Origin of the sequence: Tenacibaculum crassostreae (genome assembly GCF_964512405.1) — a bacterium.
Classification (GTDB): Bacteria; Bacteroidota; Bacteroidia; order Flavobacteriales; family Flavobacteriaceae; genus Polaribacter; species Polaribacter crassostreae.
Map to the genome: position 1 here is coordinate 215,745 of NZ_CAZELE010000007.1, position 19,183 is coordinate 234,927.

The 19,183-nt window shown below is 32.3% G+C and carries 18 protein-coding genes and 1 pseudogene; 6 read left to right on the forward strand and 13 right to left on the reverse strand.

All coding sequences use genetic code 11. The features are described 5' to 3' along the window. Positions 1-54: 54 nt before the first annotated feature. The 5 genes and pseudogenes from ACKTST_RS11225 to ACKTST_RS11245 all read right to left on the reverse strand — a co-directional run bounded on the left by ACKTST_RS11225 (position 55) and on the right by ACKTST_RS11245 (position 5,040). On the reverse strand, positions 55-774 hold the full coding sequence (locus ACKTST_RS11225; RefSeq protein WP_408047839.1) for an energy transducer TonB: 720 nt from the start codon (positions 772-774) through the stop codon (positions 55-57). A gap of 367 nt (positions 775-1,141) precedes the next feature. Beyond that, positions 1,142-2,341 (reverse strand): GTPase HflX, encoded by a 1,200-nt coding sequence (gene hflX / locus ACKTST_RS11230; RefSeq protein ID WP_408047840.1) that lies wholly within the window; start codon positions 2,339-2,341, stop codon positions 1,142-1,144. 67 nt (positions 2,342-2,408) lie between these two features. Beyond that, a pseudogene (locus tag ACKTST_RS11235) lies at positions 2,409-2,977 on the reverse strand (uracil-DNA glycosylase family protein). Positions 2,978-3,322: 345 nt separating this feature from the next. Further along, positions 3,323-3,682 carry a Na(+)-translocating NADH-quinone reductase subunit F gene (locus tag ACKTST_RS11240; RefSeq protein ID WP_408047841.1) on the reverse strand — a complete coding sequence of 120 codons (360 nt, stop codon included), beginning with the start codon at positions 3,680-3,682 and terminating at the stop codon, positions 3,323-3,325. Beyond that, positions 3,682-5,040, reverse strand: coding sequence for a DEAD/DEAH box helicase (locus ACKTST_RS11245; protein WP_408047842.1), 1,359 nt, complete (start codon positions 5,038-5,040; stop codon positions 3,682-3,684). Before ACKTST_RS11245 ends, ACKTST_RS11240 begins: the two co-directional genes overlap by 1 nt. 68 nt (positions 5,041-5,108) lie before the next feature. On the opposite strand from ACKTST_RS11245, the gene ACKTST_RS11250 reads away from it, so the two are divergent. Continuing rightward, complete coding sequence (locus tag ACKTST_RS11250) at positions 5,109-5,567, forward strand: Na(+)-translocating NADH-quinone reductase subunit F (protein ID WP_408047843.1); 459 nt, start codon at positions 5,109-5,111, stop codon at positions 5,565-5,567. Positions 5,568-5,873: 306 nt separating this feature from the next. Here the strand turns inward: ACKTST_RS11250 and nqrF are convergent, their stop codons facing one another. Genes nqrF through ACKTST_RS11280 form a run of 6 tightly spaced genes read right to left on the reverse strand, consistent with a single transcriptional unit; the run spans position 5,874 to position 11,922 of the window. Further along, entirely contained in the window at positions 5,874-7,190 is a 1,317-nt protein-coding gene (nqrF, locus tag ACKTST_RS11255; protein WP_408047844.1) for an NADH:ubiquinone reductase (Na(+)-transporting) subunit F, read from the reverse strand. Continuing rightward, positions 7,190-7,939 carry an NADH:ubiquinone reductase (Na(+)-transporting) subunit E gene (gene nqrE / locus ACKTST_RS11260; protein ID WP_408047845.1) on the reverse strand — a complete coding sequence of 250 codons (750 nt, stop codon included), beginning with the start codon at positions 7,937-7,939 and terminating at the stop codon, positions 7,190-7,192. Before nqrE ends, nqrF begins: the two co-directional genes overlap by 1 nt. Before the next feature lie 31 nt (positions 7,940-7,970). Then, positions 7,971-8,615, reverse strand: coding sequence for an NADH:ubiquinone reductase (Na(+)-transporting) subunit D (locus tag ACKTST_RS11265; protein ID WP_408047846.1), 645 nt, complete (start codon positions 8,613-8,615; stop codon positions 7,971-7,973). Between the two features lie 2 nt (positions 8,616-8,617). Then, positions 8,618-9,358 carry a Na(+)-translocating NADH-quinone reductase subunit C gene (locus ACKTST_RS11270; protein ID WP_408047847.1) on the reverse strand — a complete coding sequence of 247 codons (741 nt, stop codon included), beginning with the start codon at positions 9,356-9,358 and terminating at the stop codon, positions 8,618-8,620. A 2-nt stretch (positions 9,359-9,360) separates the two neighbouring features. Then, complete coding sequence (locus tag ACKTST_RS11275; protein ID WP_408047848.1) at positions 9,361-10,566, reverse strand: NADH:ubiquinone reductase (Na(+)-transporting) subunit B; 1,206 nt, start codon at positions 10,564-10,566, stop codon at positions 9,361-9,363. Between the two features lie 3 nt (positions 10,567-10,569). Further along, positions 10,570-11,922: a Na(+)-translocating NADH-quinone reductase subunit A gene (locus ACKTST_RS11280; protein ID WP_408047849.1), complete on the reverse strand. Its 1,353-nt coding sequence runs from the start codon at positions 11,920-11,922 to the stop codon at positions 10,570-10,572. A gap of 162 nt (positions 11,923-12,084) precedes the next feature. On the opposite strand from ACKTST_RS11280, the gene ACKTST_RS11285 reads away from it, so the two are divergent. From ACKTST_RS11285 to ACKTST_RS11295, 3 genes are read left to right on the forward strand one after another with little or no spacing between them, the layout of a single operon-like run. Continuing rightward, a complete protein-coding gene (locus ACKTST_RS11285) occupies positions 12,085-13,317 on the forward strand; it encodes a type IX secretion system plug protein (RefSeq protein ID WP_408047850.1) in 1,233 nt (410 codons plus the stop codon). 50 nt (positions 13,318-13,367) lie between these two features. After that, positions 13,368-13,754: a Co2+/Mg2+ efflux protein ApaG gene (apaG, locus tag ACKTST_RS11290; RefSeq protein WP_408047851.1), complete on the forward strand. Its 387-nt coding sequence runs from the start codon at positions 13,368-13,370 to the stop codon at positions 13,752-13,754. Then, positions 13,754-14,863: a DUF3667 domain-containing protein gene (locus ACKTST_RS11295; RefSeq protein ID WP_408047852.1), complete on the forward strand. Its 1,110-nt coding sequence runs from the start codon at positions 13,754-13,756 to the stop codon at positions 14,861-14,863. The genes apaG and ACKTST_RS11295 overlap by 1 nt, the downstream gene beginning before the upstream one ends. A 16-nt stretch (positions 14,864-14,879) precedes the next feature. Here the strand turns inward: ACKTST_RS11295 and ACKTST_RS11300 are convergent, their stop codons facing one another. Further along, complete coding sequence (locus ACKTST_RS11300; RefSeq protein ID WP_408047853.1) at positions 14,880-15,557, reverse strand: NRDE family protein; 678 nt, start codon at positions 15,555-15,557, stop codon at positions 14,880-14,882. A 139-nt stretch (positions 15,558-15,696) separates the two neighbouring features. Between ACKTST_RS11300 and pruA the strand changes: the two genes are divergently transcribed. Both pruA and ACKTST_RS11310 read left to right on the forward strand, forming a co-directional pair. After that, positions 15,697-17,322 carry an L-glutamate gamma-semialdehyde dehydrogenase gene (pruA, locus tag ACKTST_RS11305; RefSeq protein ID WP_408047854.1) on the forward strand — a complete coding sequence of 542 codons (1,626 nt, stop codon included), beginning with the start codon at positions 15,697-15,699 and terminating at the stop codon, positions 17,320-17,322. Positions 17,323-17,526: 204 nt separating this feature from the next. Then, positions 17,527-18,357 (forward strand): alpha/beta hydrolase, encoded by an 831-nt coding sequence (locus ACKTST_RS11310; RefSeq protein ID WP_408047855.1) that lies wholly within the window; start codon positions 17,527-17,529, stop codon positions 18,355-18,357. 72 nt (positions 18,358-18,429) lie between these two features. Here ACKTST_RS11310 and ACKTST_RS11315 read toward each other — a convergent pair whose 3' ends face one another. Continuing rightward, positions 18,430-19,062 (reverse strand): YceI family protein, encoded by a 633-nt coding sequence (locus ACKTST_RS11315; protein WP_408047856.1) that lies wholly within the window; start codon positions 19,060-19,062, stop codon positions 18,430-18,432. Positions 19,063-19,183: the final 121 nt, after the last annotated feature.

Here is a 19,183-nt window from a genome sequence, read left to right on the forward strand (position 1 = left end):
GGGGGAATGTGGGGGCCAAATATACTATTTTTTTTGCAAAAAAATGTTAAAATATTAGTCTGACACTGGTGCTAGCGTAAAATTCATAGGAAAACTATATAAAACCTTTGAAAATTCTCCTTTGTGTTTTCCTGGGTTAAAATCTGGTAACAACAAAATTATCCTCTTAGCTTCTTCTTTTAAAACTTCAGCAACACCGTCTCCTTCTGTTTTTAAATTAATTACCTTACCTGTTTCATCAATAATAAAACTTACTTTAACCTCTCCTTCTAAACCATTATCTAAAGCTTCTTCAGGGTATATAAGAGTTTGTACAATATGTCTTTGCATTTCATAATTAAAACAATCGACTTTATTGATGGATGAGCTTACACAAGTTTGAAACATTGGTATTTCGTCTACAACATCAAAAAGGATTCCTACCTCTTTTATCTTGTTAGATTTTACTAAAGGAACTACGTTGTTTAGATAACATAATTCTAAATCATTTTTTTTCAATACTGATGTATCTATGGTGTTTTTTGATTTTAAATCTGATGTTAAAGATGTTACTTTTTCAAAATAAACACGTCTTTTTACATGTCTCCTGGTTGAAACTGTTGCTATAAAAGATGTTTCTTTATTATTAATTTTTTCTTCTTTTTTCTCTATCAAACATTTATTTACCGAATTTACATCGACTAAATTATTTTCTTTTGAGATACATTTTTCTTGCCCAAAAGCCATTTGCATACTATAACAAGTTACTAGCAAGAATATTAATAGATTTTTCATTTCAATCTGTTTTTTGTTAACACATGATAACTCAAAAATTTGAGTAGACATTTCACCGTCTTTTAAATTTCTTAAAAGCCTATGAATACTAACAAGTTTAAGGTTTAATAAAAACTATAATAAATAGCTAGTGATTAAGTTTTTTTCTGAGGGATATTCTACTAAGAAAATTTCAGATTTCTTTTTTTGTGAAGTTTTGTTTTTTATCATTTTTTTGGGGGGATAAAATGGTTAAAAATACTGATTTATAGCGCTTAAAAAACTATGCTTTTATACTTAAGCGAATCTAAATGTAATAAAAAAGAACTTAAATTCCAATTATTTAAGTTCTTTTTTTTGTTACGAATATGTTTTTTAACAGTAAAATCTAATATTCTTGGTATAAAAAATCATTATACGGAAAACGTTGTATATGTATCTTTTTCACCTCTTCGTAAACCTTTTCTTTAAAATCTTCAAGATTATCTTTATTAAGTGCAGAGATAAAAATACTTTCAGTTTCTAAATCATTCATCCAAGTTTTTTTCCAATCTTCTAACGTATAATGTTCTTTCGTTTTTTCTGTAGTTAAATCATCTTCATCGATAGTTTCATGAGTGTAGGCATCAATTTTATTAAACACCATTACTGTAGGTTTATCTTTACTATCTATTTCATCTAAAATTTTATTTACCGAAGCAATATGATCTTCAAAATTAGGATGGGAAATATCAACTACATGCAATAAAAGATCAGCTTCTCTAACCTCATCTAAAGTAGATTTAAACGACTCGACTAATTGAGTTGGTAATTTTCTGATAAAACCAACAGTATCAGTCATTAAAAACGGAATATTTTTAATCACTACTTTTCTCACGGTGGTATCTAATGTTGCGAATAATTTATTTTCAGCAAACACTTCGCTTTTACTAATCACATTCATTAAAGTAGATTTACCAACGTTGGTATACCCCACCAAAGCAACTCGCACCATTTTTCCTCGATTTTTTCTTTGGATTGACATTTGCTTGTCTATCGTTTCGAGTTTTTTCTTTAATAACGAAATTTTATCACGGATGATACGACGGTCTGTTTCAATCTCTGTTTCCCCAGGTCCACGCATACCAATACCTCCTTTTTGCTTGTCAAGGTGTGTCCACATTCGTGTTAAACGAGGTAGTAAATATTGATATTGGGCTAGTTCTACTTGAGCTTTTGCGGAACTTGTTTGTGCTCTACTTGCAAAAATATCTAAGATTAAATTGGTTCTATCTAAAATCTTACAATCTAAAAAACGTTCTATGTTTCTTAATTGTGCTGGCGATAATTCATCATCAAAAATAGCGGTTCCGATATTATGTGATTCTATATACGCTTTAACATCTTCTAACTTTCCTGTTCCTAAAAAAGTTTTCGGATTGGGTTTATCTAACTTCTGAACAAAACGTTTTACAGCAACTCCTCCTGCTGTTAACGTTAAAAACTCTAACTCATCTAAATATTCTTCAGATTGCTTTTCATCTTGATGTTGGGTTATAATTCCTATTAAAACCGCTTTTTCAGATATGGCTTCACGTGTTTCTATCATACGTTGCAAAAATACGAATTAATCGTTTTAAAGTACTTAACTAAACTATTTGAGATTCTATTATTTTTTACGCTTTTAACACCTTTTTAATTGCCTTTTTTAATTCTGGTAAGACATCATTTTCAAACCATGGATTTTTAGTTAACCAAAATCTGTTTCTGGGTGATGGATGTGGTAGCACAAAATACTTTGGCAAATATTCTTTAAAAGAATTTACAGTTTGTGTAAGTGTTCTTTTGATTTTTCTTTTAAACAATAGTTTTAAGCATACATCCCAATCAAAACAATTAACTCTACATTAGGCATTTCATCTAACAATTGTTGATGCCGTTTTGGAGCACATTCTTTTCTTGGAGGTAAATCTCCTGACTTTCCTTTTCCAGGGTAACAAAAACCCATAGGTATAACTCCGAAGTTATTAACGTCATAAAATTCTTCATCTGTAACTCCTAACCATTTTCTTAACTGTTTGCCACTTGCATCGTTCCATGGAATGTTAGATTGGTGTACTTTAATTCCTGGTGCTTGTCCTATAATTATAATTCTGGAGCTTTTACTTGCTAATATTACTGGATTGGGTTCAATATACTCTTCACAAACTCTACACTGATGTATTTTAGTTAACAATCCTTCCATTTTATAAAGTTAACTTTTATGCATAAAAAAACACTCGTTTAAATATTTAAACGAGTGTTTTTTTAAACTTTTTTAAAAAATCTTAGTTATTTATCGCATAACTTGCCCCTTTACCAAATTCTGCTAAAATTGAAATAAAATTTTTAAATAAGTTTTTCCCCTTGTTAAGTAATTGTTTTTTCATAAATGTAATTTGTAATTTTCCCCTACCACAAATTTAAGTATTTAAAACACTGTAAAACAACTAAATAAACATTGATGTATAAGTGGTAAACAATTATGTATAAACGGTAAAAAAAGTTTTATCTTTTACTATTAAAACCCTTAAAATGAAGCTCTTTGCTACTAAAATTTTATAAAATCATCAAAAGCAACATAGTAGGGTTGATCTTTAAAAACTGGTAACTCTACACTTTCTGCATTTGCTATACCTATTCCTGCATACCACACTTTTGCATTCAGCTTTTTTGCATGCTCTTTAAAGGTCTCCATCCATAAAACATCGTACTCTTGAGGAGATTGAATATTGTTTGTAGTTTTTACTATAACGAAAATTGTTGGCTCTCCTTTTTTGAATAACACAAACTGTGGATGTTTTTTTAATTCGCTATTAACCGCAATAAATTCATAGCCCATTTCTTGCAGCTTTTTACCAATAATATTCATCCCTAAATTATGGAGTTCTTGTTTGGTAAGTTCTTGCATTATTTTCGTTTCTTATTGCGTTTGTTAAAGTTTTTATCACCTTTAGTTTTAGGTTTTTTATACTTTTTTGCCAACTCTCTTCTATACGAACCACCTTGATTCGTTTTTTTATTTTTCTCTTTCTTCTCGTGAAACGCAGGTCCCGGGATATATTCTTGAGAAGTTCTATTTTTATTGATTTCTCTTTCTTCCTTCGGACGCTCTTCTTCTGTTAACTCTTTAGAGATTTCTACTTGCTCTGGAATTGCTAACTTCGGAATTGTATAGTCCATTAACTCCTCAATTCGCTGTTTTGCTTCTTGCTCCTTTTCTGTAGCAAATAAAATAGCTTTTCCTTCGTGTTCTGCACGTCCTGTACGACCAATTCTGTGCATGTAGTTTTCAGGAAAATGTGGCACATTAAAGTTGATTACATGCGTAATTTCTTCTAAATCCAATCCACGGGCAATTACATCAGTTGCAATTAAAATTCGTTTTTCTCCCTTATTGAATTGTTCAATAGAACGTAAACGGTAATTCTGCGTTTTGTTAGAATGAATTACACAAGCTTGAGATGGATATTCTTCAGCTACACAGTCGAACAATCTATCTGCATTTCGCTTATTTGGCGCGAATACAAGTACTTTACTAAACTCATTTTTATCAAACAATAAATAGTTTAATAAATTGACTTTTGTATAGAAGTTTGGAACATCATAACTTGTTTGCTGAATATTGTCAAGTGGTGTTCCACTAACTGCAATTGCAATTTTATGTGGTGCTACAAAAAAGTCATCAATTAAAGCCTCTACATCTTCAGTCATAGTTGCCGAAAACATAATGTTTTGACGTCTTTGAGGCAATAAATCAAAAATATTTAACAACTGAAAACGAAAACCTAAATCGAGCATTACATCTACTTCATCAATCACTAATTTTTGAACCGATTTTAGTTTTAACACATTGCTTAATGCCAAATCGTATAAACGCCCAGGAGTAGCTACAATAATATCCGCTCCTTGCATTACTGCTTCTTTATGACGGTTTAAATTTACCCCACCATAAACTCCAATAGTTCTTAACGTAATGTATTTAGCTAACTTTTCAATTTCTTCTACTACCTGAACAACTAATTCACGTGTAGGTACTAAAATCATCACTCTTGGATGCTGCTGTTTCGAGAATTTTAAATCACGAAGTATCGGTAGTAAATACCCAAAAGTTTTACCTGTACCTGTTTGTGCAATTCCCACAACATCTTTTCCTGAACGAATTACAGGAAATGCTTCTTCTTGAATAGGTGTTGGGTTTACAAAACCTAATTCTTCAATTGAATTTCTAAGTGAATTTGATAAGTCTAAATCTTGAAAAGTAGTCATTAACAATAATTTGCTGCAAAGGTACAACCAATATTTTGTATATTTAAAGGAGTTAATTCTTTTTGATTATGGAAATACCTAAACGATTAGAGCAAGCGCTTATAAAACTTTATAACGCTTTTCATAATGACGAATTAAATCCTGAATGTTGTTCGGCATGTGCTGTTGGTAATATTCTTGACAATCAAGATAGTTGGAAACATTTAACAAATGGTCACGGTTCGTTGGAATTAAGTTATGTTGGTAGGGTACATCAAAACTTAGGTAGAAAGTTTAATGGTTATACTCCGTTTGAGCTTTTACAAATTGAAAAAGTATTTTTAGAAGCTTGTGGATTTATGGTTCCCTTATGCCACTACAATCCGAAGCCACAAAACACAACCAACAAAGAAATATTATTTAACGCTTTGTGTGCTGTTGTAGCTTATTTATGTAAGTTAGAAGATATAGCTAATGTTATGGATTATGCTAAAGTTTTTGAATACGAAGAGAACAATCCTGTTTATAAATTTGATGTAATTTATTAGTTATACTTTGCTAAAAAAACTGTTTTACATTCAAAACACTTAAACCTTTTTTTATTAAAATAGATTAGTTTTTGAAAAACACTTCTTCTTTTTCTTCTTACTGATGTCGATTGACACTTTGGGCAGTTCATAGTTTCTTTTCTTTTGGTTAGTAGTTAATTACAAAGGAACAACTTTAAGTTTAACTTAAAGTTAAAAAACTTCTAAATAGCTAAAAATTACTTACTAACGGCTAATTTTAAGGCATAAAAAAGACCGATACAAAAATGTATCGGTCTTTTTATTATCTCTTTGATGATAAAATTCTTATCCTCCAAAGTCATCAAAACGGATGTTCTCGTCATCTAGACCAAAATCTTCACCCATTTTTTGTACTGCTTTGTTCATTAATGGTGGCCCACAGAAATATAATTCTAAATCCTCAGGACTATCATGCTTAGATAAATATTGGTCTATTACAACTTGGTGAATAAATCCAACAAAACCATCTCCAGCTTCATCATTAATATCTTTTTTAACCTTCCAATTATCTTGTTCTAATGGCTCAGATAATGCCAAGTAGAATTTAAAGTTTGGAAAATCTTTCTCTAACGCTCTAAAGTAGTGAATGTAGAATAACTCTGCTTTAGAACGACCTCCGTACCAGTATGTTACTTTTCTACCTGTCTTTAAAGTTTTAAATAAATGATAGATATGAGAACGCATTGGTGCCATACCAGCTCCACCTCCTACATATAACATTTCTGCTTCAGAATCATTGATAAAGAATTCACCATAAGGACCAGAAATAGTTACTTTATCTCCTGGTTTTTGATTAAAAATATACGAAGATGCCACCCCTGGATTTACATCCATCCATCCACCTTTAGCGCGATCGAAAGGAGGTGTTGCAACACGAACATTTAACATTATTTCTCTTCCTTCAGCAGGATAAGAAGCCATAGAATATGCACGCTCTACCGTTTCGGTATTCTTCATTACCAATGGCCTTAGGTTAAATTTATTCCAATCTGCCTCAAATTTATCAGGCTCACCTGGATGATCTTGTGGATGTGCTGAAATATCCATATCAGCATATTTTATTTCACATGGAGGTATTTCAATTTGAATATATCCACCTGCTTTATAATCCATTTCTTCAGGAATTTCAACTACAAACTCCTTAATAAAAGTTGCTACGTTATAGTTTCTTACAACAGTTGCTTCCCATTTCTTAATTCCGAAAATTTCTTCTGGAATAGAGATATCCATGTCTTGCTTTACTTTTACCTGACATGCTAAACGGATACCGTGTTGTAATTCTTTACGTGTAAAGTGTGGTGTTTCTGTAGGTAAAGCTTCTCCTCCACCTGAATTTACATGACACTCACATTGTACACAAGAACCCCCTCCACCACAAGCAGATGGTAAAAATATTTTTTCATTTCCTAAAGTTGACAATAACGTTCCTCCTGAAGGAACTTCAATAGTTTTATCTCCATTAATTGTTATTTTAACTGGACCAGATGGTGCCAGTTTTTGCTTAACAAATAATAATAAGGCTACTAAAACTAAGATTACCGCTAAAAACGCTAATACTGTAATAGCAACTGTTCCTCCTGTGCTTACTTCTAAAAATACCATTATTCTGTAATTTCTTTAGTGTTATTAGCTAATTCTTCAGCTTTCTCTTCAGTTTCTTCAACAACTTTCTCTTCTACTTCTTTCTTTTGAACCTGAACTGCTGTAGTTTCTTCTTTTTTACCTTCATCATCACCACCTGTTAACATTCCACCGAAACTCATAAATCCGATAGCCATTAAACCAGTAATAATAAATGTGATTCCTAATCCTCTTAAGGCTGGTGGCACAGATGAATATCTGATTTTTTCACGGATTGCAGCAATCGCTAGAATTGCTAAAAACCATCCGATACCTGAACCAACACCATAGGTAAATGATAAACCTAACGTAGGGATTTCACGTGATTGCATAAATAAAGATCCTCCTAAAATTGCACAGTTTACTGCAATTAACGGTAAGAAAATCCCTAAAGAGTTATATAATGCAGGCGCAAATTTTTCAACAATAATTTCTACCAATTGTACCATTGTTGCAATGGTTGCAATAAACATAATAAATGACAAGAAACTTAAATCATAATCTGCATACTCTGCTCCTAACCATTTTAATGCTCCTGGTTGTAATAAATATTGATCTAACAACCAGTTTACTGGTACAGTAACCGCTAATACGAAAATTACGGCTGCTCCTAAACCTACAGCTGTAGATACTTTTTTAGATACTGCAAGGTATGAACACATTCCTAAAAAGGTTGCAAATACCATGTTATCTATAAATATCGACTTGAAAAATAATTCTATATGTTCCATTTTTCTATATTTTTAATGAATACTAACTAGGTTAGTCCTCAATTAATGCTTTATTTCTTGAACGTTGTACCCAAATAATGATACCTACAACGATTAATGCCATTGGTGACAATAACATAAATCCGTTGTTTTCATATCCAAAAGCATACAATCCTGTCTTTTCAATAGGATCTCCTAATACTTTAATTCCTAATAAAGTACCAGAACCTAATAATTCTCTAAAGAAACCTACAATAATTAAGATTACTGCATATCCTAAAGCATTTCCAATTCCGTCTAAGAACGATCTCCATGGTCCGTTTCCTAAGGCAAACGCTTCAAAACGTCCCATAATAATACAGTTCGTAATAATTAATCCTACGAATACCGATAAGGTTTTACTTAACTCATAAGCAAACGCTTTTAGTACCTGATCAACAATAATTACTAAAGCAGCAACTACGATTAACTGTACGATAATTCTAATTTTAGATGGAATAATATTTCTCATTAACGAGATTACTACGTTTCCTACTCCTAATACAAATAATACTGAGATTGACATTACGATAGAAGCCTTTAACTCTGCTGTAATTGCCAATGCAGAACAAATACCTAATACCTGAATTGTAATTGGGTTATTATCTGCTAATGGATCAGTAATTAACGCTGCGTCTTTTTTTGATAAAAGTCCCATAATTATTTTAATGTTTTAAAGTAAGGTACGTATAATGCTAATTCTGATTTAAGCATTGCAGCAACACCGTCTCCAGTAATAGTTGCTCCAGCAATAGCATCTACCTCGTTATCATTCTTATCTTCATTCTTAGGATCTCCGTTAGATTTTGAAACCGCAATTCCTTTAAAAGAACCGTTGTTCATTAAATCTTCTCCAGCAAAATCATCCATAAAGAAACGTTGCTTAATGTTAGCTCCTAAACCTGGAGTTTCTCCTTTATGATCGAAAAACACACCTTGAACCACCATGTTTTTATCCATAGCAACGTATCCCCAAATAGCATCCCAAAGACCTTTACCTCTAATTGGTGCGATGTAAAAAGTTTGTCCATCTTTTTCACCAACAAATAATGGTAATTTTCTTGTTTTACCTTCTTTAGCAGCTGTTTGTTGTTTTTTTACATCAATTAAATAAGCTTTAGTGTCTTCAGAAACATTATCTCCTTCGATTACTAATTGCTTTTTAATGTATTTAGCAAACTCATCTGCTACTTTATCTTTAGAAACAAACTCTACATTTGTTTCGTCATTTTCATTTACACCCATTGCATACAAAATGTTTTGTTGCTTCTCGATACGTTTGTTAGCATCAATCATTGGGCGAAGAGATGACGCTGTAAAAGCTAACAACGCACCTACTACTAATACCATTCCTATTGCGAAAAGTATTGTGTATACATTACTATCTGTCTTCTTACTCATAATTAGGCAGTTTTAGCTTTTAAACGTTTTAATCTTCTTTTTACATTTCCTTGAACCACATAATGGTCGATTGTTGGAGCAAATACATTCATTAATAAGATTGCTAACATTACTCCTTCTGGATATGCTGGGTTGAATACACGAATCATAATTGAAACAAATCCGATTAAGAAACCGTAAATCCATTTTCCTTTATTAGTTTGTGCTGCTGATACAGGATCAGTTGCCATATATACCGCACCAAATGCAAAACCTCCAATTAATAAATGTTTCCAGAAATCTAAACTCATTAATCCGTAAAACTTACTTGTTTCACCAATCCATCCCATATCAACTACTTGATTAAAGATGAATCCCATTACTAATGCTCCGATTACTGAAGACAACATGATTCTCCAACTTCCAATCTTAGTTAAGATTAAGAATAACCCTCCTAATAAGATTAATAATGTTGAAGTTTCTCCTACTGAACCTGGAATAAATCCGAAGAACATATCAGAAACCGAGTAATTTATTGGTTGCGTTTGCGCTAAACTACCTAAGATAGTTTCTCCTGAAATAGCATCTGCAGTTCCAGCAGTTTCAACTGCTCCGTGAACCCATACTTTATCTCCCGACATCCAAGTAGGATATGCGAAGAATAAAAATGCACGAATAGTTAACGCTGGGTTTAAAATATTCATTCCTGTACCACCAAATACTTCTTTACCTATTACTACCCCGAAAGCAACCGCAACTGCTAACATCCATAATGGTAAATCTACTGGTACGATTAACGGAACTAACATTCCTGTTACTAAATATCCTTCTTCTACTTCGTGTCCTTTAATTACTGCGAAGATGAATTCGATTACTAAACCAACTAGATATGATACAATTACTAATGGTAAAATTTTCTTTAAACCAATGAAGAAATTATCCATATTCCAGAAGTCTCCACTAAAGAAAGACATTCCTTCTGAAAATCCGTTAATTGCAGCGTTGTGTTGATATCCTGCATTAAACATTCCGAAGATTAAACACGGAACCAATGCCATAATTACGATATTCATCGTACGCTTTAAATCGTCTGCTGCCTTAATGTGCGTACCACCATGAGTAGTTTCATTAGGCAAATATAAAAAGGTGTGGATTGCGTTAAACGCAGGTGCCATCTTAGTACCTTTATATTTTTCTTTTAAATTATGTAAATTCTGTTTTAAGCCCATATCTTATCCTAATTCTGCTCTCATTAAATCCAATCCTTCACGAATGATTTTTTGATGAGGCTGTTTTGATACACAAATAAATTCTGTTAACGCAAAATCTTCTGGTGCAACTTCATAAGCTCCTAACCCTTCCATTTCGTCTAGGTCTTTATACATACAAGCTTTTAATAATTGCATCGGATAGATATCTAACGGAAATACTTCTTCATACGAACCAGTTACCACAAATGCTCTGTGTTCACCGTTAGTATTCGTATTTAAGTCGTATTTTTTCTTCGGATTTAACCAAGAGAATGTTAATGCTCTAGAAGTAGATATCTTGTTAAAGATTGGCTTGTTCCATCCGAAGAATTCATAATCATCTCCTTCAGGAATTGCAGTAACTACGTTGTCGTAATACCCTAAGAATCCGTCTTCACCAACTTGCTCTCCACTTAACACGTTTCCGCTAATTACGCGAGCGTTATCGTTGTTTAAGTTACCCTTAACAACATCAGCTATGTTTGCTCCTGCAACTGCAGTTACATATTGTGGCTTGTTAAATTTAGACCCTGATAAAGCAATTGTTCTAGTAGCGTTAAATTTCCCTGTTAAGAATAACTCACCCATTACTACTAAATCTTGCGGACTTACCACCCAAACAACTTCACCTTTATTGATAGGATCTATTTGAGCAATCTGAGTACTTACATTACCAACTGGGTGCGGTCCTGAAACCTTATGCAATTCAACACCTTTAACATCCTTAAACGGAGATAATGTTGAGTTTTTCGCTACAGATACGTGAACTTTACCGTCAGTTAACTTTGTTAACGCAGTTAAAGCAGCTTGTAATTCAGCTTCTTTACCTTTTAACGCATAATCATAATCAGCAGCTAATGGTGCACTTGCATACGCTGAAACAAAAATTGCTTTTGGTGCTTGATTCGGATTTGCAACCACGTCGTACGGACGTTGCTTTACAAATGGCCAACAACCTGAAGTAAATAAGTGATTTTTCACTTCTTCACCAGACATTGCATTTACATCTTTCTTACCAAAATCTTTGTATTCCTGCTGTGCATCAGCAGTGATTTTAATTGCTAAAACTTTTCTTCGTGCTCCACGTACGATTTCTGTAACCTTTCCACTAACAGGACTAGGAAATAAAATACGCTCATCACTTTTATCATAAAAAAGTGCTTCACCTGCTTTTACTTCTGTACCCTCTTTAGCTAAAATTTTAGGAATAACGCCGTGAAAATCATCTGGCTTTACTGCAAACACACTACCTAATGAAAGTTCAGTAGTTACTTGTTCTGCCTCGCCAACTAGCTTGATGTCCAAGCCTTTCTTAATACGGATGTCTTTTGACATAGGAACTGATTAATTTGATTTTCTTAAAAAACATGCAAATTTAAAAATTTTGAAAACCATTGCAGAACAAAACCATTTTTATCTTTTGCAAACAACATTATTTATAACAATTCTAAATAAAAATCTTGTCTTTGGCGTATATTTTGATACTTTTGTTTAGATATGAAAACAAAAAACGTTTTGGTAGCTCTTATTTTTTTAGCTACTTCGGTATATAGTCAAAATATAAAAACGGTTCAGTTAAGACCTAAAAACAATCCACATCAATATACTGCTATTGTTCGCTTAGGAGATGTTTTAAAACTTTCCTTTGATGATTTGGATGCCGACAGCAAACAATATCAGTACAAAATTGAGCACATGACTCACGATTGGAAACCAAGCTCAATGACCAGCAATCAATACATTCAAGGGTTTGAACAGAATGAAATTATCAATTTCTCCAATTCCTTCAACACCTTACAACCCTACACGCATTATTGGGTAGAAATTCCTAATCAAAATACAATTATTACCAAAAGTGGAAATTACCTAATTTCAGTATTAGATGAAGATTACGAAGTAGTTTTTACAAGGCGCTGTGTATTTTATGAAGATATAACTACTGTAGGCGTTGCTGTGTTTAGAAGTAGAAATGCTTCAACAACAAACGAACAGCAAACTGTTCAGTTTTTAATAAATCACCCAAACCTGCAAATTAACAACCCAAATCAAGAAATTAATGTTACACTTTTTCAGAATCATAACTGGAATACAGCAATTAACAATCTTGAACCTGTTTTTATAAAACCTCAACAATTACAATACAACCACACAGTAGCAACTAATTTTTGGGCTGGTAATGAGTTTTTAAATTTTGACACTAAATTTATTAGAAGCAGTAGTTTGAATGTCGCTAGAGTTGAACGCGAAGAAATTTATCATAGTTACTTGTACACTGACGAGCCTAGAGCCGACAAAATCTATACCTACAACCCAGATATTAACGGACAATTTGTTATTAGAACCACCGAACGTGATGTTATTAACGAACAAGACAACACAGAAGCAGACTACTCGTTAGTTCATTTTTCTTTGGATGCTTACGAACCTCTTAACAACAAAGAAGTTTATGTTTATGGGGCTTTCAATAATTATGAATTATCAGAAGAAAATAAGATGACCTACGATGCTTCACAACAAATTTATAAAGCATCAATTCCTTTCAAGCAAGGTTTTTACAACTACAGTTATGCGACTATAGACAGCAACAACACTGTTGATTTATACGGTATTGATGGTTCTTTTTTTGAAACTGAAAACGAGTATACTGTGATTGTTTACTACAAACCTTTTGGTGAAATTTATGACCGAGTTATTGGCGTTGGTAACGGTTATTTTAATCAGAATAGGTAACTGCATCTATAAAAATTGATTAAAAACCGAAAAAGGAGTATCTTTATCCTATGTTTCAACAAATAACAAAAGGCATAAAAATATCGGTTAAAACTTCCTTTAAAGGAACTGTTCTTAGAAACTATCAACAGTTCTATGCTTTTAGTTATTATATTTCTATTGAAAACAAATCAAAAGAAACAGTAAAATTACTAGAACGTTATTGGGTAATTTTTGATGCGTTAAACGATATTGAATATGTAGAAGGCGAAGGCGTTGTTGGAGAAACCCCTACCTTAAAACCTAATGATATTTACAATTACAGATCAAACTGCTTCTTGTTATCAACAACAGGAGCGATGGGAGGAAACTATAAAATGATAAACACCAAAACGCTTGAAGAATTTTTAGTTATCATTCCAACTTTTCAACTAACCTCTACGTTTACTTTAAACTAATGACCAAAAAGAATAAAGTAGCAGTTATTAAAGACCCTAACTGCTTAAATTGCGGATTTCCTTTTACCAGAGAAGAAAGATTTTGTCCTGAATGCGGGCAAAAAAACAAAGGAAAAAAAATAACGTTTAAAAGTTTTATTCAAGAGATTTTTGCAGGATTCTTTTCTTGGGATGCTAAGTTTTGGAAAACCATAATCCCTTTATTAATTTCTCCAGGAAAAGTATCAAAAGATTATATTGAAGGAAAACGTGCTCGATATACAAATCCATTTCGATTTTATCTTACAGTTTCAATTTTATTTTTCATAAGTCTAGGTATTATAAACACTTACCAAAGCTTTACGGATTTAAACAACGACGAAGCTCCAAAAAAAATTAGTTTTACAGAAGCCACAGAAAAATTAACACAACAAGAATTAGATTCCATTAACAATGCTTTAAAAACTGAACTAAGCGAAACATTTAAAAATGTAGATTCTACTACAAAAAAGCAATTAACAAACCTTCTTCCAGATTTAGATTCATCAAACGTAAAAAAAACCAATAAAAACCCTATAAATATCAATATTGGAATTTCTTCAATTTCTAAAATGAGAAAGTTCCAAAAACGAAAACCTTTAACATCAACTCAAACTGCATTAGACAGCCTACAAATTGAAAAAACTTTTTTTAACAAGTTTTTATACACAAGATGTAGTGTTATTAATTCTTGGGAATCTAATCCTTCTATTTTTTTAAAACAAGCTATTTCCTACGCCTCTATCGCATTATTTATCTTACTGCCTATTTTCACCCTTTTCATTAAGTTTGTGTATATAAGAAGAAAATTTACGTATGTAGAACATTTGGTTTTTGTCTTTCATACGCAAACCATATTTTTCATACTATTAACTTTATTCATGTTTATTTACACTATAAACAACAACTCTAATGCTTTCTTAATATTTGGATTAGCCTTTTTAATTTACCTGTTTTTAGCCATGAAGAAGTTTTACCAACAAGGTTACATAAAGACATTTATTAAATATTGCTTTGTAAATTTTGTTTTTGTAAACCTTGCTTCTTTTGGTGTTGTCGGAATAATGTTTGCTGCTTTTTTGTTCTCTTAAATTATTCACTTGTCATTTAAAGTAAATTTAAATAGTTCATTGAAACTTCTTGATTAGTTTTCATCACCGAAGTAACACTAACCGTTTCAACGTAAGAGCGTTTCATTTTTAGAGAAACTTCTTGATTTCCTTTGGTTTCATCTTGATGAAATTCAAGAATCTTTTCTTGTGTAAACTCAAGGTTTTGAGCAACCCATTCTACAAACCATTCTTTACGTAATTGTTTCATTTCTTCGTTATATAAGGTAGAAGACGACCATATTTTTGGTTCATTCCCCAACTCTTGAAAATGTTTTTGTTTTCCATCCCAAACCAATTCATAAGCTTGTAAACCAACTTTCCAATCTACTAACACAATGGTAAAAGGCTCAATTCCTTTAAAATCAAAATGAATAATTACCTCAACAGGGTCATCAACCTTCAGCAGTTCTTTAACAATAACTCCCCTGCTCATTCGATACGACTCTTCTCTTGAGTGCTTTGTAAAACCTCCGTTTAATAAGCAAATCAAACGACTTTTCTCGCTTAACCCAATCCAAGTGCCTCCCGCTAATTCATCTTTAGGATAGGTTAATTTTACACCGTCTTCAAGATATTCTTTTGGTGGAATTGTTTTTCTCTTCGGATCTTCATCTCGATTAGAAGTTAATATAAAATCGTTATTCCCTAAAGGTAAATAAGTTACCGTACACATCTTGTTTTTCTTTTATAAAGTTTTAGCCTTTTGTCCGTTTCTATATTTCTAAAATAACCGTAACTTTGTACGTCAAGAAAAATTATACAGACTTATCTGTAACAAAGAAATTAAATTTAATTCAACAAACAACATACAAATGGGAAAAGGATTTTTTCACGTACCAACAGCCATTAACGAACCCGTAAAAGGATATGCTCCAGGTTCATCAGAAAGAGAAGCAGTAGCAAACCAATACAAAGCTTATTTTAACGGAAACATAGACGTACCAATGTACATCGGTAACGAAGAAGTTAAAACAGGAGACACTCGTACTATGACACCACCTCACGACCACAAACACGTTGTAGGAACTTATCATATTGGAGGAAGAACGCATGCTAAAAACGCTATCGCAGCTGCTTTAGAAGCTCGTAACGAATGGGCACAAATGCCTTGGGAACAACGTGCTGCTATCTTTTTACGTGCTGCGGAATTAATCGCTGGTCCTTATCGCGCAAAGATCAATGCGGCAACTATGATTGCACAATCTAAAACTGTGCACCAAGCTGAGATTGATGCTGCTTGTGAATTGATTGACTTTTTACGTTTTAACGTAGAATACATGTCTGAAATTTACAACGAACAACCAAACTCTGATGACGGAATTTGGAACCGTGTTGAGTACCGTCCGTTAGAAGGATTTGTATATGCAATTACTCCGTTTAACTTTACTGCAATCGCTGCTAACTTACCAGCATCTGCAGCGATGATGGGGAATACTGTTGTTTGGAAACCTTCGGATAGTCAAATTTTTTCTGCGGAAGTAATTATGCAAGTTTTCAAAGAAGCAGGTTTACCAAATGGTGTAATTAACATGATTATGGGTGATCCTGTTGAAATTACTGATGCTGTTTTAGCTTCTCCTGACTTTGCTGGAATCCACTTTACTGGTTCAACTTACGTATTCAAGGAATTATGGAAAAAGATTGGAGAAAACATCCACACTTATAAAACATACCCAAGAATTGTAGGTGAAACTGGTGGTAAAGATTTTATCGTTGCGCATCCATCTGCAAACCCAAAGCAAGTAGCTACCGGTATTTCTCGTGGTGCTTTTGAATTCCAAGGACAAAAATGTTCTGCAGCTTCAAGAGTATATTTGCCAAAATCTATCGCTGAAGAGACTTTGAATTATGTAAAAGAAGATATCGCTTCTTTTAAAATGGGGTCGCCAGAAGATATGAGTAACTTTATTACTGCGGTAATTCACGAGGGTTCTTTTGATAAGTTAGCAAAGTATATCGACCAAGCAAAAGCAGATTCGGATGCTGAAATTATTGCGGGTGGTAATTACGATAAATCAAAAGGATACTTTATTGAACCAACAGTTATCTTAACCACAAACCCAAAGTATACTACTATGGAAACCGAATTATTCGGACCTGTAGTAACGGTTTATATATATGAAGATGCTGATTGGGCTAATACTTTAAAATTAGTTGACGGAACGTCTGAATACGCCTTAACAGGTGCTGTATTCTCAACAGATCGTTATGCTATTACAGAAGCAACCGAAGCATTAGTAAATTGTGCTGGTAACTTTTATATTAACGATAAACCAACAGGTGCTGTTGTAGGGCAACAACCATTCGGTGGTGCAAGAGCATCAGGTACAAACGATAAAGCAGGATCTGCTCAAAATTTATTACGTTGGTTATCTCCTCGATTAATCAAAGAAACATTCGTTTCTCCAACAGATTATCGTTACCCGTTCTTAGGATAGAAAATTATTTTTTACAATAAATAAAAAAGTCAATCTTAAAGGAGATTGACTTTTTTATTTGTTTTGAATTTGAAATCATCTAATTTCGTTTTTCAATTATTATTATCTTTTAAAATGTTTTCTACCCTGTATAGATGATTTATTTTTAAAACTAATCATTTAAAAAACTAAATCCATAACTACCTATATCAAAACACATTAACAATGAAAAACTTATTTTTAACCATTATATTTTTTATTTTTTGTAGCTACACTTTTTCACAAAACAATAACCAAAATACTACAACTCAACTATCTATTGGAGATAAAATACAGTTTCGATCAAAAATTCTTAATGAGGATAGACAATTAAACATTTACTTACCGCATGGATACTCTAAAGATTCTTTAAAAAAATATCCTGTTATCTATTTATTAGACGGCTCTATTGATGAAGACTTTATTCATATTGTCGGTCTTGTACAGTTTGGTTCTTTTTCTTGGATTAACATGATACCAGAATCAATTGTAGTTGGAATTTCAAATATTGACAGAAAAAAAGATTTTACTTTTCCTACAAGCAATAAAAAAGACAAAGAAGATTTTCCAACTACTGGAGAATCAGAAAAATTTATCCATTTTATTGAAAAAGAACTACAACCTTTTATTGATAAAAACTATCAAACAAGCTCAATTAAAACTTTAATAGGACAATCACTTGGTGGACTTTTAGCTACTGAAATTTTGTTTAAAAAACCCAGTTTATTTGACAACTATATTATAGTAAGCCCTAGCTTATGGTGGGATGACGAATCATTACTCAACTACAAACCGTCAGTTTACACTTCTAACAAATCAATTTATATCGCTGTTGGAAAAGAAGGGGAAATAATGGAAAAAATTGCTCGAAAACTACATGAAAAACTATCAATTAAGAAACAAGAAAACACAAAATTGTTTTTTGATTTTTTTGAAAAGCAAAATCATGGAGATACTTTACATTTAGCAGTGTATAATGCCTTTGAAAAAATATTCAGTAATGTGAAAAGTAACTAACAATTGTATTTTACTATACAAATAGCCAAAATAGTGTTGATCTACTATTTTGGCTATTTAAATTAAATATTATTAACTCAACTCAATTTTCATATTTAAATACAACCATTTTGTTGGTACATCTGATGATTGCCCGTTCACCAACTTATCATAATCAATCCCCCAATCAAGTAAGTTTACTTGTCCTTGTAACACTAACGACTTAGACATGCTTTCGTCTACATTTCTAATTCCAGTTGCAAAGAACTTCACTTCACGTTCTACACCTTTAATCGACATTTTTCCATTTACTTGATACCAATCTACTCCCATAACATACACATTTGTTGTTTTAAAAGTGATGCTTTCATTAGCTTCATTAATAAAAACACCTGGTGTTTTAATTCTAGCTGTTAAATCTGCCTCATCGCCTCTACAAGCTCTAAATGAATTCGGATCTACTTCAAATGAAATATTCATGTTTTCAAGAGGGTTACCAGCATCTAAGCGAACAGGAACATCTACATTTAATTTAGTTACAACACCGCCAAAAGGCGTACTACAATGTCCGTGTGTTACAAACATGTTTATTGTTTTATTTGTAGTAGCTTCAACCTTCTTTTCTTCGGTTGTTATTTTTTTTGATGAACTTTTAGCATATCCGCTAACCAAAACAACAGTTAACAAACCTACTCCTAGTAACATTCCTTTTTTTAATACATTCATAATTATTTGTTTTTAAAGTTTTCCTCAAAATTATTTTGAACACGCCTAAAAAATGCAAATCGAATGTAAAAAAAGTGTCAAAATTCAATTTTTATTAAATTTACACTACACAAAACAACTT